This window comes from Streptomyces sp. NPDC054757 (genome assembly GCF_053612185.1).
This window is the reverse complement of the sequence record NZ_JBSHBW010000027.1, coordinates 1-14,744: the sequence shown is the minus strand read 5'-3', so window position 1 is coordinate 14,744 and position 14,744 is coordinate 1. Positions and strand designations below refer to the sequence as shown.

Here is a 14,744-nt window from a genome sequence, read left to right as displayed (position 1 = left end):
CGGCCCAGCGGACACAGCCCAGGGGGGCGCACGGGGCATAGGGGGCGCACGGGACGGGCGCGGAACAGGACCGGTGGCAGGCTCAGCCGCCGGTCCTGTTCCGCGGGCCACCGCCGTGCCCCGCCCCGCACGCCGTGCCCCGCCTCTCCCGTTCCCTCGTCCGAGGGACACCTCCGGACGGCGGCAGGATCCCGGCCGGGGCCGTCGCCGTACCGGAATCCCAGTCTCCGCCACCCCGCCGACCAGTGCCTTCTCCATTCGACACGGCCCATTTGAGTAACTCGACGCATATGGGCGGGCCCGGTCTGTCACTCTGTCGTTGTCGTCGTCGCGCAACGCCAGATCCGGTCAGGGAGCCACCGAGTGGGGTCCATTCCCGTACAGAGGGAGACAGCGGGCCCCGCCGTGCGCCCCTCAGGTCCGGCGGACGGCGTGTCGTCGGTGGTCCGCACCAGCCTGCCCGGCAACCCGCTGTCCCCGTCGGCCGCCCGCAGATTCGTCCGGGCCGCGCTGGCCGACTGGACCGCGCTCGGGCTGCCCGCCACCACCGGGTTCACCGACCAGCTGGCCGAGGACTCCGTCCTGATCGTCAGTGAACTCGTCACCAACGCCGTCGTGCACGCCGGCACCACGGTCGAGGTGCTCGTACGGCTGGAAGGCGCGGCGGGCGACGAGGCGCCCGCCCTGGTGATCGAGGTGTCCGACCACCACCCGTCCCGGGAGGTGCGCAACGAACCGGAGGACCAGCACGACGGCATGCCGGAGTACGGCCGCGGGCTGCGGCTCGTCTCCTCCCTGGCCGAGGCCTGGGGCATCACCTACCGGACCGGACTCAAGACGGTCTGGACCCGGCTGCCGCTCGACGGCGGCGATCCGCGGCCCGCCCCCGGCAGCGGCAGCCTCCGGCGCGGACTGCGCGCCGCCGAGATCCTGGCCCCCGCGCCCCGGCGCGCACAGGGCGGCGAACGCGAGTGGAGCAGCAGCGGGGCGCTCAGCTTCCTCGCCGAGGCATCCGAACTGCTCGCCGGGCAGTTCGACGAGGACATGATCGCCGCCCTGGCCGGACAGCTCCTGGTGCCCAGGCTCGGCGACTGGTGCGCCGTCTGGCTGGACCCGGAGGCCGGCGGCCCCGGGCGCAGACCGAGGCTGTCGCGGGTCTGGCACGCCCACGAGAACCGGATCGACGAGCTGCGGGCCGTACTGGAGAAGGACCCGCCGCAGCTGCCCGATTCGGCGCGCGGCGGCGCCGTACCCCTGGAGTGGCCACTCGCCGACGGTGCGGCAGGCGCCGACGGCACGGTGCTCGGCTACCGGCTGCTCACCGCGGGCCGCCCGCTGGGCACCCTGCTCCTCGGCCGCAACGCCGGGCGCCGCGCCCACGAGGAAGTGACCGCCCTGGTGGGCGACTTCGCGCGCCGGGTCGCGCTGGCGGTCAGCGCCGCCCGCCAGTACACCCGGCAGGCCACCATCAGCCGGGTCCTGCAGCGCGGACTGCTGCCCAGCAGCGTCGCCGAGATCCCCGGCGTGGACAGCGCCCTTGTCTACGAGCCGCGCGGTGAGGGCGTCGCGGGCGGCGACTTCTACGACGTCTTCCCCGGCGAGAGCGCGGGTGGCCGCTGGTGCTTCGCGCTCGGTGATGTCCAGGGCAGCGGCCCGGAGGCGGCTGTCGTCACCGGGCTCGCGCGCCCCTGGCTGCGGCTGCTCGCCCGCGAGGGCTACCAGGTCTCCGAGGTGCTGGACCGGCTCAACAAGCTGCTGCTCGACGACGCGATGGAGACCGCCGAGGCGGCGGCCCGGATGGTCGCGGTGGCGGGCGGCCAGGAGCTGCACGAGGACCCCCAGTCCCGGTTCCTCTCCCTGCTCTACGGCGAGCTGGTGCCGCTGCCCGGCGGCGCCGGAGTGCGGTGCACCCTGGCCAGCGCGGGCCACCCGCTGCCCCTCCTGCTGAGCCCCGACGGGACCGTACGGGCCGCCGCCGCGCCCCAGATGCTGCTGGGTGTGGTCGAGGGCGTCGCGTACGAGAGCGAGACCTTCGACCTGCTGCCGGGCGACACACTGCTCTGTGTCACCGACGGCGTCACCGAGCGGCGGGCCGGCCCGCGCATGTTCGACGACGGCGACGGACTCTCGGCCGAGCTCGCGGGCTGCGCGGGGCTGACCGCCGAGGGCGTCGCCGAGCGGATCAAGCAGGCGGTCTACGCGTTCGGCGTGGAGCCGCTGGACGACGACATGGCGCTCCTGGTGCTGCGGGCGGAGTAGTCCCGGGGCCGGGGGACAATGGGGGCATGCCTTCCGTACTGCCCGATGGTGAGCCCATGCCCGATGACGGGGCGCTGCCCGGTCATGCCCTGAAGGGTGCGGGTGAGCGGCCGCTCGGGTTCTATCTGCATGTGCCCTACTGCGCGACGCGCTGCGGGTACTGCGACTTCAACACCTACACCGCGACCGAGCTGCGCGGTTCGGGCGGTGTGCTGGCCTCGCAGGACAACTACGCCACGACCCTCACCGAGGAGGTCCGGCTGGCCCGCAAGGTGCTCGGCGACGACCCGCGGCCGGTGAGCACGGTCTTCGTCGGCGGTGGCACACCGACCCTGCTCGACGCGGCGGACCTGGTACGGATGCTCGCGGCGGTCCGGGACGAGTTCGGCCTCGCCGAGGACGCCGAGATCACCACCGAGGCCAACCCCGAGTCCGTCGGCCCGGAGTATCTGGCGGAGCTGCGGGCCGGGGGGTTCAACCGGATCTCGTTCGGGATGCAGAGCGCGCGGCAGCACGTCCTGAAGATCCTCGACCGCACCCACACCCCGGGCAGGCCCGAGGCGTGTGTCGCCGAGGCGCGCGCGGCGGGCTTCGAGCACGTCAATCTGGACCTGATCTACGGCACGCCGGGGGAGTCCGACGACGACTGGCGGGCGTCGCTCTCGGCGGCGGTCGGCGCCGGGCCCGACCACATCTCCGCCTACGCGCTCATCGTCGAGGAGGGCACCCAGCTGGCCCGCCGGATCCGCCGCGGCGAGGTGCCGATGACCGACGACGACGAACACGCGGACCGCTATCTGATCGCGGACTCGGTACTGGCCGACGCGGGGTTCTCCTGGTACGAGGTCTCCAACTGGTCCACCACCGATGCGGGCCGCTGTCTGCACAACGAGCTGTACTGGCGCGGTGCGGACTGGTGGGGCGCGGGCCCCGGCGCGCACAGCCACATCGGCGGCGTGCGCTGGTGGAACGTCAAGCACCCCGGCGCGTACGCGGCGGCCCTGGCGGCCGGGAAGTCACCCGGCGCGGGCCGGGAGATCCTGCCGGCCGAGGACCGCCGGGTGGAGCGCATCCTGCTGGAACTGCGGCTGCGCGACGGCTGCCCGCTGGACATCCTGGCCCCGGCGGGGCTCGCCGCTTCCCGGCGCGCCCTGGGGGACGGGCTGCTCGATGCGGGGGCCTACGAGGCGGGGCGGGCGGTGCTCACCCTGCGGGGGCGGTTGCTGGCCGACGCGGTGGTGCGGGACCTGGTGGACTGAGGGCCGGCGCCGCCCACTCGGGGCTCCCGCCCCGGACCCCGCTCCTCAATCTCCCCCAGCTACCGCTGGGAGGCGCCCCCAGGAGGGGCGTCAGTCCTCCGGTGCCGTCACGAAGTCGATCAGTTCCTCGACGCGGCCCAGCAGCGCGGGCTCCAGATCGCGGTAGGACCGTACGTTCGCGAGGATGCGCTGCCAGGCGGCGCCGGTGTTCTCGGGCCAGCCCAGCTCCCGGCACACCCCCGTCTTCCAGTCCTGTCCGCGCGGTACGGACGGCCACCCCGCGATCCCCACGGACGACGGCTTCACCGCCTCCCAGACATCGATGTAGGGGTGCCCCACCACCAGCGCATGGTCACTGGAGACCTCCGCCGCGATCCGGGACTCCTTCGAACCGGGGACCAGGTGGTCGACCAGCACCCCCAGCCGCGCGTCCGCCGCCGGGGCGAACTCCGCGACGATCCCGGGCAGATCGTCGATGCCCCCCAGATACTCGACCACGACCCCCTCGATCCGCAGATCGTCGCCCCACACCCGCTCGACCAGCTCCGCGTCGTGGCGCCCCTCGACATAGATCCGCCCGGCCCGCGCCACCCGCGCCCGCGCGCCCGGCACCGCCAGCGAACCGGACGCGGTCCGGTCGCTGCGCCGGGGCGCCGCGGTGGGGCGTACGAGTGTGACCGGGCGGCCCTCCAGAAGGAAGGCGCGCGGCCCCATCGGGAACACCCGGTGCTTGCCGAAGCGGTCCTCCAGGGTGACCGTCGGACCCTCGGCCGTCTTCTCGCACCTGATCACCGCACCGCAGAAACCGGTGGCGATCTCCTCGACCACCAGATCCGGCTCGGCCGCGACCTCGCGGGCGGGTGTCTGCTTCTTCCACGGCGGCGTGAAGTCGGGGCTGTAGCTGCGCATTCCGCAGACGCTACGACACCCCGGGGCGCGCTGCCAGCATCCGCCGCTGAGCACGGACGAACGCGGCGTCGACCACGGCCCCGTGCCCCGGTACGTACAGGGCGTCCTCGCCGCCCAGCGCCAGCAGCCGGTCCAGCGCGGCGGGCCAGCGCCCCGGCATCGCGTCCGGGCCCGCCTGAGGCTCGCCCGACTCCTCGACCAGATCACCGCAGAAGACGACGGTACGGCCGCCCGGCGCCCCCTCGGGCCTCCCGCCCGGTCCGCCGTGCCCACCCGGCCCGCCGTACCCACCCGACTCGCCGTGGCCCGGCCCTCCGCTCCCGCCCGGGACGAGCAGCGCCAGGTCGTGGCCGGTGTGGCCGGGGCCGCAGTTCACCAGGGTGACCCTCCGGCCGCCCAGGTCGAGGGTCAGCTCCCCGGAGACGGGATGGTGCGGGGCGACCAGATGCGCCACCGCCTCGGCGGCCTCGGCCGCCGGGACCCCGTGCCGTACCGCGTCCTCGCGCAGTGCGTCGGCGCCGCGCGAGCCCCGGGTGAGCAGCGCCTCCGTCCCCACCGCCCCGTACACCTGGACGCCTGCGAACGCGGCCGTGCCCAGCACATGGTCGAAGTGCGGATGGCTCAGCGCGACATGGGTCACCCGGCGGCCCAGCGCCGCCTCCGCGCGCAGCCGGACCTCCCGGCCCTCGCGCAGGGTCGCGCCCGTGTCGAAGAGCAGCGCGCCGTAGCGGCCCGCCACCAGCCCGGCCGTGGCGTCCCAGCGCGGGAGCCGGCACCGGCCCACGCCGGGCGCCAGATGCTCCCAGCCGGAGTTTTCCCAGGAGGAGATTGTCCAAGAGGGGTCAGTGGCGTCCATACCCCGACGTTATCCCCGCCCGGCGGAGACCGGCGCGACCGCGCGACAGGCCGCCCTTGCCAGCGGTGAACCCCTCCGCCGTACACTGGGACGCTGCTGGCACTCGAACATTCCGAGTGCCAGGAAGGTCCGGATCGACAGCTGGAGGTGTGCGCGGGTGCTCAGCGAACGCAGACTCGAAGTGTTGCGCGCCATCGTCCAGGACTATGTGGGCACCGAGGAGCCGGTCGGTTCCAAGGCGCTCACCGAGCGGCACCGGCTCGGTGTCTCACCGGCCACCGTCCGCAATGACATGGCGGCCCTGGAGGACGAGGGATTCATCGCCCAGCCGCACACGAGCGCGGGCCGCATCCCCACGGACAAGGGGTACCGGCTGTTCGTCGACCGGCTCGCGGGGGTCAAGCCCCTCTCGTCGCCCGAGCGGCGCGCCATCCAGAACTTCATGGACGGCGCCGTCGACCTCGACGACGTGGTGGCCAGGACCGTACGGCTGCTGGCCCAGCTCACCCGGCAGGTCGCCGTGGTGCAGTACCCGTCGCTGACCCGTTCCACGGTGCGGCACGTGGAACTGCTCGCGCTGGCCCCGGCCCGGCTGATGCTCGTACTGATCACGGACACCGGACGGGTCGAACAGCGCATGATCGACTGCCCGGCGCCGTTCGGTGAGACTTCTCTCGCGGACCTCCGCGCCCGGCTCAACAGCAGGGTGGTGGGGCGGCGCTTCGCGGACGTCCCACAATTGGTGCAGGACCTGCCCGAGTCCTTCGAACAGGAGGACCGGGGTACGGTTTCCACGGTGCTCGCGACCTTGCTCGAAACGCTGGTCGAGGAGACCGAGGAACGGCTGATGATCGGCGGAACCGCCAATCTGACGCGATTCGGACATGACTTCCCACTGACCATCAGGCCGGTGCTGGAAGCGCTTGAGGAGCAGGTCGTGCTGCTCAAGCTGCTCGGTGAGGACTCGGGCATGACCGTACGCATCGGGCATGAGAATGCCCACGAGGGCCTGACGTCCACATCGGTCGTCGCCGTCGGCTACGGTTCGGGCGACGAGGCAGTCGCCAAACTCGGCGTGGTCGGACCGACCCGCATGGACTACCCCGGAACGATGGGAGCGGTACGCGCAGTGGCACGTTACGTCGGACAGATCCTGGCGGAGTCGTAAGTGGCCACGGACTATTACGCCGTTCTCGGCGTGCGCCGCGACGCTTCCCAGGACGAGATCAAGAAGGCATTCCGGCGATTGGCGCGCGAGCTCCACCCGGACGTCAATCCCGATCCCAAGACGCAGGAACGCTTCAAGGAGATCAACGCCGCCTACGAGGTGCTGTCGGACCCGCAGAAGAAGCAGGTCTACGACCTCGGGGGCGACCCGCTCTCGCAGGCGGGCGGCGGCGGAGCCGGCGGCTTCGGCCAGGGCGGCTTCGGCAACTTCTCGGACATCATGGACGCGTTCTTCGGTACGTCGTCCCAGCGCGGGCCGAGGTCGCGTACGCGGCGCGGCCAGGACGCGATGATCCGGCTGGAGATCGACCTCAACGAGTCGGCCTTCGGCACCACGAAGGACATCCAGGTCGACACCGCTGTGGTCTGCACGACCTGCAGCGGCGAGGGCGCCGCCCCCGGCACCTCGGCCCAGACCTGCGACATGTGCCGCGGCCGTGGCGAGGTCTCACAGGTCACCCGGTCCTTCCTGGGTCAGGTCATGACATCGCGGCCCTGCCCGCAGTGCCAGGGCTTCGGTACGGTCGTGCCGACCCCGTGCCCCGAGTGCGCGGGCGACGGGCGCATCCGCTCCCGCCGCACCCTGACGGTGAAGATCCCGGCCGGTGTCGACAACGGCACCCGGATCCAGCTCGCGGGCGAGGGCGAGGTCGGCCCCGGCGGCGGCCCCGCCGGTGATCTGTACGTCGAGATCCACGAGCTGCCGCACGCGGTCTTCCAGCGGCGCGGCGACGATCTGCACTGCACGGTGACGGTCCCGATGACGGCGGCGGCGCTGGGCACGAAGGTGCCGCTGGAGACGCTGGACGCGCTGGAGGAGGTCGACATCCGGCCGGGCACGCAGTCCGGCCAGTCGATCCCGATGCACCAGCGCGGCATCACGCATCTGCGCGGCGGTGGCCGTGGCGACCTGATCGTGCATGTCGAGGTGCTCACCCCGACGAAGATGGACGCCGAACAGGAGCGGCTGCTGCGGGACTTCGCCAAGATGCGCGGCGAGGAACGCCCGACCGGCCAGTTCCAGCCGGGGCAGCAGGGGCTGTTCTCCCGGCTGAAGGACGCGTTCAACGGGCGGTAGGCGGGGGTTGTTCTTCTGCCGGGGGTCCGGGGGTCGTCCCCCGGGGGATGCGGTCGGCCGGGGCAGCAGGGGTTGTTCTCCCGGTTGAAGGACGCGTTCAACGGGAGGTAGCCCGCGGTTGTTCTTCTGCCGGGGGCCCGGGCACCCGGGGGCCGACGCCCCGGCGGTCGTCTTCGGGCCGCCACCGATTCGGTGCGGTGCGGAGGACGTGGCACGATGCGGTCATGTCCTCCGTACTCGCCGATCTCTGCCGATATCCGATCGTGCAGGCCCCCATGGCGGGCGGTGCTTCAGGCCCGCAGCTCGCCGCAGCCGTCTCCGAGGCCGGCGGTCTCGGGTTCCTCGCCGCCGGGTACAAGACCGCGGACGGCATGTACGAGGAGATCAAACAGCTGCGCGGGCTGACCTCGCTGCCCTTCGGCGTGAACCTCTTCATGCCGCAGTCCGAGAGCAACCCCGACCCGGCCGCCGTCGAGGTCTACAGCCACCAGCTCGCCGGTGAGTCCACCTGGTACGAGACGCCCCTCGGCGATGTCCACGGCAGCACGGACGACGGGTACGAGGCCAAGCTGGCCGTACTGCTCGACAACCCGGTCCCGGCCGTCTCCTTCACCTTCGGCTGCCCCTCCCGTGACGTGCTCGACGCCTTCGACCGGGCCGGCACCTTCACCATCGTCACCGTCACCACTCCCGAGGAGGCGCAGACCGCCCAGTGGTGCGGTGCCGACGCGGTCTGTGTGCAGGGCATCGAGGCGGGCGGCCACCAGGGCACCCACCGCGACGACCCGCAGAACGACGGCACGGGCATCGGGGTGCTGTCGCTCATCACGCAGGTCAGGGAGACCGTGCAGCTGCCGGTCGTGGCGGCCGGCGGGCTGATGCGCGGCGCCCAGATCGCCGCGGTGCTCGCGGCGGGCGCGGACGCGGCCCAGCTCGGTACGGCCTTCCTGGTGTGCCCCGAGTCCGGGGCGAACAGGCTGCACAAGCAGGCCATGACCAATCCGCTCTTCGTCCGCACGGATCTCACCCGCGCGTTCAGCGGGCGCCCAGCGCGCGGCCTCGTCAACCGCTTCATGCGCGAGCACGGCCCGTACGCCCCCGCCGCCTACCCCCAGGTGCACTACCTCACCGCCGGACTGCGCAAGGCCGCCGCCGGGGTGGGCGACGCCCAGGGCATGGCGCTCTGGGCCGGGCAGGGCCACCGCCTCGCCCGGGAACTGCCCGCGGGACAGCTGGTCGAGGTGCTGATCTCCGAACTGGCAGCCGCCCGCGCGGTGTTGGCCGGGGGCGACGCGTCATGACCGCCCCGGTCTTCGTCGTCGAGACGGTCCCAGGACCGGGTACGGCATCCGGCGCCACCTTCCTCCTGGACGGCCCCGAGGGCCGGCACGCGGTCTCCGTGAAGCGGCTGCGGGCGGGCGAGGACGTCGTACTGACCGACGGCGCGGGCCGCTGGGCGCAGTGCGTGGTCCTGGCGGCCGAGGGCAAGGACCGGCTGGAGCTCCGGGTGGACGCCTGCACCGAGGACGCGTCACCGGTCCCGCGGATCACCGTCGTACAAGCGCTGCCCAAGGGCGACCGCGGCGAGGTCGCCGTCGAGACCATGACCGAGACCGGCGTCGACGTGATCGTGCCCTGGCAGGCGTCGCGCTGCATCACCCAGTGGCGCGGCGACCGGGGCGCCAAGTCCCTCGCCAAATGGCGCAGTACGGCACGGGAGTCGGGCAAGCAGTCCCGGCGGACCCGCTTTCCCGAGGTCACCGAAGCGCTGAGCACCAAGCAGGTCGCCGCGCTCCTCGCCGACGCCGACCTGGCGGGGGTGCTGCACGAGGACCAGGAGTACGGCAGCGAGCCGCTGGCCGCGGCCGAACTGCCCGCCCGGGGCGGGATCGTGCTGGTGGTCGGCCCCGAAGGGGGAGTGTCACCGGAGGAGCTCGCGGCGTTCACGGCGGCCGGGGCCGGGGTGTACCGGCTGGGGCGCAGTGTGCTGCGGACCTCCACGGCGGGGACGGCCGCGGCGGCGCTGCTGCTGGCCAGGACGGGACGCTGGAGCTGAGCCGTCCGGCAGGGGGAGTGGTCCGGTCCGCCACCCGCGGAGGCGGCGCGAAAGCTACGAGCGGTCCGCCACCCGCGGGAGCGGCGCGAAACCCGCGAGTGGCCCGCCATCCGCCGGAGTGGTCAAGCCACCCGCGAGAGTGAAGTGGCCGAAGAGAGGCTGCACTTCGGGCCCGTTGAGTGGGACCCTGCTCCGTATGGGGGCATCGAGGCATGTGCGATACCGGTCGGTTCTCGTGGCGTTCGGCGCCGTCTGCGCGGCCGTGTCGGGCCTCACGGCCTGCGATCCGGTCGACGGGCTGAACACCGCATCCATCGCCTACACCACCGACACCACCGCCACCAGCGCCCTTGAGCACCACGGCGTCGGCGTCACCTGGCTCTCCTGCACCGCGGACGCCGAGGGCGGCGCCTCGCCCGCGTCCTCCACCGCCAAGCACCGCGTGGCAGAGGTCGACTGCCAGGGCAGGACCAAGGACAAGAAGGACATCACGGTCAAGGGCCGGGTGACCAGGAGCGTCGACGGACGCTGTGTGGGCGGCAGCCTGACCAGCACGGTCGGCGGGCAACTGGCCTTCAGGGCCACCCTCCTTGGCAACTGCGCGGCCCCGCACCACGACACCGCCACAGCGCCGCGCGCCTCGGACCACGGCGGCGGCGGGGCACATCCCACGGTGACGGTGACCGCCACCGTCACCCAGTACCCGGGCAAGTAGCCACCGCCCGGCCGGCACTTAGGTATCCCGTCTAGGTATCCCGCCCGCGGATTTAGGTGTACGGATCTTCGCCCCACTCCCGCGCGCGGCGGGCTTTCGCCGGTCAGAGTGGGGCCATGGCTGCACTTCCCGAACCGGACGTCCTGCCCGAGCCGGAGCTCGGTGCGCTCTCCGAACGCCTCGCCGCCACCCGTCTGGTGACCCTCACGGGCCCCGGCGGCGTCGGCAAGTCACGGCTGGCCGGCAGAGTCAGCGACGCCGCCCCGCGCACCGGTGCGCCCGTGCACCGGGTCGACCTCTCCGGCTGCCCGGACGCGGCGCTCGTCCCGTACCTGGTGGCCACCGCGCTGCACACCGCGCCCGCCCCCGGCACCGACCCGGTGCGCGCGGTGCTCGACCTGCTCGCCGACAGCCGGGGGCTGCTCCTCCTCGACACCTGTGAACATGTGCTGACGGGCTGCGCGTACCTCGTCGGCCGGCTGCACGACAGCTGTCCTGAGCTGCGGATCCTGACCACCAGCCGCAGACCGCTCGGCGTACCGGGCGAGGACCTGGTGGAGGTCGCGCCGCTGTCCCGCGAACAGACCGCCGGACTGCTCAGGGAGCACGCCGCCTCATACGGTGTGGAGCTGCCGGACTGCTGGGCCGGGCGGCTGGCCGGGCAGCTCGACGGCGATCCGCTCTCCACCCTCCTCGCCGCCCGGAGCCTGCGGCAGATGCCCGCCAAGGAGCTGTACGAAGTGCTCCGCTCGCCCGGCGGGCGCTTCGCCGTCCTCACCGACGGCCCCGGCGACCCGGCCAGGCACCGCACGCTCCTGGAGACCGTCGAGTGGAGCCACGAGCTGTGCAGCAGGGCCGAACGGCTGCTCTGGGCCCGGCTGTCGGCGTTCACCGGACCCTTCACCGCCGAGCAGGTCCGCACGGTCTTCCCGGACGGATCCTCGCTCGCCTCGCTGGTGAGTTCGTCGGTGGTGCTCGCGCAGCGCGGCGGGACCTACCGGCTGCCGCTGGCGCACCGGGAGTACGGACAACTCAGGCTCGCCGGACTGGGCGACAGCCTAGGGTGATCCCTGTGACACAGCCTTCCTATCTCCGGTTTCCGCATGTCCAGGGCGATCTGATCGCCTTCACCGCAGAGGACGACGTCTGGATGGCCCCGCTCGACGGCGGCCGTGCCTGGCGTGTCAGCGCCGACAACAGCCCCGTCAGCCATCCACGGATATCGCCCGACGGCCACTGGATCGCCTGGACCTCCACCAGGGACGGCGCACCCGAGGTGCATATCGCCCCGTCCGACGGCGGCCCCTCCAGGCGTCTGACGTACTGGGGCGACGCCCGGACGTCGGTCCGGGGCTGGACCCCGGACGGCGAGGTGCTCGCCATCAGCACCCAGGGCCAGGTCTCGCTGCGGCGCAGCTGGGCGCGGGCCGTCCCGGTCGACGGCGGCCCGGCACGGACCCTGCCGTACGGGCCGGTCGGCTCCCTCGCGTACGGCCCGGAGGGGCGGGTACTGCTCCTCTCCGCGACGATGGGCCGCGAGGCCGCCAGCTGGAAGCGGTACCGGGGTGGCACCGCGGGCAAGCTGTGGACCGGTGAGACCGGCGGCGACTTCGTACGGCTGCACGCCGGACTGGACGGCAACATCGAGTGTCCGCTCTGGGTGGGCGGCCGGGTGGCCTTCCTCTCCGACCACGAGGGCACCGGGGCGCTCTACTCCTCGCTCCCGGACGGCTCGGAGCTGCGCAGGCACACCCCCATCGACGGGTTCTACGCCCGCCAGGCCGCCACCGACGGCACCCGGGTCGTCTACATGGCGGCCGGTGAACTGTGGATCGTCGACGACCTCGAAGGCGCCGGACCCCGCCGGATCGAGGTCCGCCTCGGCGGCCAGCGCACCGACCTCCAGCCGCACTCCGTGCGCGCCGGGCACCACATCGGCACGGTCTCCCCCGACCGCACCGGACGCGGAAGCGCCGTCGAGTCGCGCGGCGCCGTGCACTGGGTCACCCACCGCGAGGGCCCGGTCCGCGCGCTGGCCGCCGAACCGGGCGTACGGGCCAGACTGCCCCGCACCTTCCGTGCGGACGGCGCCGAGCAGGTCGTCTGGGTCACCGACGCGGAGGGCGAGGACGCCCTGGAGTGCGCGCCCGCGACCGGGGCAGGCCCGGCCGCCGCCCCGCGCCGTATCGCCCAGGGCCGTATCGGCCGGGTGCTCGGGCTCGCCGCGGCCCCGGACGGCAGCCGGTTCGCCGTCGCCGCACACGACGGACGGCTGCTGGTCGTCGAGCGCGAGTCCGGCGATGTGCACGAGGTGGACCGCAGCGCCGACGGTGACGTGTCGGGCCTGGTCTTCTCACCCGACTCCGCCTGGCTCGCCTGGTCGCACCCCGGCCCGGAGCCGCTGCGCCAGCTCAAGCTCGCGCACCTCGCCGACCTCTCCGTCGCCGATGCCACCCCGCTGCGCTTCCGGGACTTCGCCCCGGCCTTCACGGCCGACGGCAAGCACCTCGCCTTCCTCTCCGAGCGCGCCTTCGACCCGGTCTACGACGCGCACGTCTTCGACATGGCGTTCATCGGCACCTGCCGCCCGCATCTGCTGACGCTCGCCGCGACCACACCGTCCCCTTTCGGGCCGCAGCGGCACGGCCGCGCGACCGAGAAGGACAAGGAGGCCGACGAGCACGACGCACCCACCGCGCTGCCCGTCACCCGGATCGACCTCGAAGGTCTCGCCGACCGGATCGTTCCGCTGCCCGTCGAGGCCGGCAGCTACTCGACGCTGCGCGCCGCCAGGGACGGACTGCTCTGGCTGCGCCATCCGCTGCGCGGGGTCCTCGGCACGAGCGGGGCCACCCCCGACGCCCCCTGGCCCGGTACCGTCCTGGAGCGGTACGACCTGGAGAAGCTGCGCGAGGAGGAACTCGCCCCGGACGTAGACCACTTCGAGGTCAGCGGCGACGGCAAGCGGCTGGTGCTGCACACGGACGGCAAGCTGCGCGTCGTCCCCTCGGACAGCCGGGTCTCCAAGCCCGAGGCGGACGAGGACAGCGAGCGCAGTGTCTCCGTCGACCTCTCCCGGATCCGCCGGACCCTCGACCCGGCCGCCGAGTGGCGGCAGATGTACGAGGAGGCCGGGCGCATCATGCGGGACAACTTCTGGCGCCCCGACATGTCCGGTGTGGACTGGGACGGGGTCCTGGACCGGTACCGGCCGGTCCTCGACCGCATCGCCACCCACGACGACCTGGTCGACCTGCTCTGGGAGGTCCAGGGCGAGCTGGGCACCTCGCACGCCTATGTGACACCGCTCGGCGGCTGGCGCGACGACACCACCCGGCAGGGGTTGCTCGGCGCCGACATCTCCCGTACGGAGGACGGCCGTTGGCGTATCGACCGGGTGCTGCCTTCGGAGACCTCCGACCCCGCGGCACGCTCACCGCTCGCCGCGCCGGGCGTCGCGGTCCGCGCGGGTGACACCGTGCTCGCCGTCGACGGCCAGCCGGTCGACCCGCTCACCGGCCCCGCACCGCTGCTCACCGGCTCGGCGGGCAAGCCCGTCGAGCTCACCGTCTCACCCGCGGACGGGGGCGACCCCCGCCATGTGGTGGTCGTACCGACCGGGGACGAGGAGGCGCTGCGCTACCACGCGTGGGTGGCCGACCGCCGGGCCTATGTCCATGAGCGGTCCGGGGGCCGGCTCGGCTATCTGCACGTCCCCGACATGGTCGGCTCCGGCTGGGCGCAGCTCCACCGCGACCTGCGGGTCGAAGTGGCCAGGGAGGGCCTGGTCGTCGACGTACGGGAGAACCGCGGCGGCCACACCTCGCAGCTGGTGGTGGAGAAGCTGGCCCGCCGTATCGTCGGCTGGGACCTGCCGCGGGGGATGCGGCCGTCCAGCTATCCGCAGGACGCCCCGCGCGGCCCTGTGGTGGCCGTCGCCAACGAGTTCTCCGGCTCGGACGGCGACATCGTGAACGCGGCGATCAAGGCACTGCGGATCGGACCCGTGGTCGGCACCCGCACCTGGGGCGGCGTCATCGGGATCGACAGCCGGTACCGGCTGGTCGACGGGACCCTGGTGACCCAGCCCAAGTACGCCTTCTGGCTGGAGGGTTACGGCTGGGGCGTGGAGAACCACGGGGTCGACCCGGACGTCGAGGTGGTCCAGGCACCGCAGGACCACGCGGCGGGGCGCGACCCGCAGCTGGACGAGGCGGTCAGGATCGCGCTCGCCGCCCTGGAGGAGACCCCGGCGAAGACCCCGCCGGGCCTGCCGGGCTGACGGCCGCGCCCCCGCCCGCGACCGGGCGGGGGCGCGCGGCCGGCGTGGGGACGGCTTCGGTCGGAAGGCCCCCGCGGGGCCGGCCGCAAGCGGGCGGCCCCCG

At 73.3% G+C, this 14,744-nt stretch carries 11 protein-coding genes; 9 read left to right on the top strand and 2 right to left on the bottom strand.

Features of this window, described 5'->3' with window-relative positions; genetic code table 11:
- Positions 1–363: 363 nt before the first annotated feature.
- Together ACWGKJ_RS27055 and hemW are read left to right on the top strand one after the other, a co-directional pair.
- Positions 364–2,259 carry a SpoIIE family protein phosphatase gene (locus ACWGKJ_RS27055; RefSeq protein WP_385024960.1) on the top strand — a complete coding sequence of 632 codons (1,896 nt, stop codon included), beginning with the start codon at positions 364–366 and terminating at the stop codon, positions 2,257–2,259.
- Positions 2,260–2,315: 56 nt separating this feature from the next.
- Positions 2,316–3,518, top strand: a complete 1,203-nt coding sequence (gene hemW / locus ACWGKJ_RS27050; protein ID WP_385024993.1) for a radical SAM family heme chaperone HemW — start codon at positions 2,316–2,318, stop codon at positions 3,516–3,518.
- Between the two features lie 90 nt (positions 3,519–3,608).
- On the opposite strand, the gene ACWGKJ_RS27045 is transcribed toward hemW, so the two are convergent.
- Positions 3,609–4,427, bottom strand: a complete 819-nt coding sequence (locus ACWGKJ_RS27045) for a DUF3097 domain-containing protein (RefSeq protein WP_385024963.1) — start codon at positions 4,425–4,427, stop codon at positions 3,609–3,611.
- Between the two features lie 10 nt (positions 4,428–4,437).
- Entirely contained in the window at positions 4,438–5,283 is an 846-nt protein-coding gene (locus ACWGKJ_RS27040) for an MBL fold metallo-hydrolase (RefSeq protein WP_385024966.1), read from the bottom strand.
- Between the two features lie 157 nt (positions 5,284–5,440).
- Between ACWGKJ_RS27040 and hrcA the strand changes: the two genes are divergently transcribed.
- From hrcA to ACWGKJ_RS27005, 7 genes are all read left to right on the top strand, one after another.
- Positions 5,441–6,451, top strand: coding sequence for a heat-inducible transcriptional repressor HrcA (gene hrcA, locus ACWGKJ_RS27035; RefSeq protein ID WP_385024969.1), 1,011 nt, complete (start codon positions 5,441–5,443; stop codon positions 6,449–6,451).
- Positions 6,452–7,588 carry a molecular chaperone DnaJ gene (dnaJ, locus tag ACWGKJ_RS27030; protein ID WP_385024972.1) on the top strand — a complete coding sequence of 379 codons (1,137 nt, stop codon included), beginning with the start codon at positions 6,452–6,454 and terminating at the stop codon, positions 7,586–7,588. It begins immediately after the preceding gene.
- Positions 7,589–7,812: 224 nt separating this feature from the next.
- Positions 7,813–8,889 (top strand): nitronate monooxygenase, encoded by a 1,077-nt coding sequence (locus tag ACWGKJ_RS27025; RefSeq protein WP_385024975.1) that lies wholly within the window; start codon positions 7,813–7,815, stop codon positions 8,887–8,889.
- Positions 8,886–9,644: a 16S rRNA (uracil(1498)-N(3))-methyltransferase gene (locus tag ACWGKJ_RS27020; RefSeq protein WP_385024978.1), complete on the top strand. Its 759-nt coding sequence runs from the start codon at positions 8,886–8,888 to the stop codon at positions 9,642–9,644. Before ACWGKJ_RS27025 ends, ACWGKJ_RS27020 begins: the two co-directional genes overlap by 4 nt.
- A gap of 196 nt (positions 9,645–9,840) precedes the next feature.
- Positions 9,841–10,359 (top strand): hypothetical protein, encoded by a 519-nt coding sequence (locus ACWGKJ_RS27015; RefSeq protein WP_385024980.1) that lies wholly within the window; start codon positions 9,841–9,843, stop codon positions 10,357–10,359.
- Between the two features lie 116 nt (positions 10,360–10,475).
- Positions 10,476–11,426: an ATP-binding protein gene (locus ACWGKJ_RS27010; RefSeq protein WP_385024984.1), complete on the top strand. Its 951-nt coding sequence runs from the start codon at positions 10,476–10,478 to the stop codon at positions 11,424–11,426.
- A gap of 5 nt (positions 11,427–11,431) precedes the next feature.
- Positions 11,432–14,641, top strand: a complete 3,210-nt coding sequence (locus tag ACWGKJ_RS27005; protein WP_385024987.1) for a S41 family peptidase — start codon at positions 11,432–11,434, stop codon at positions 14,639–14,641.
- The last annotated feature ends 103 nt before the right edge of the window (positions 14,642–14,744 follow it).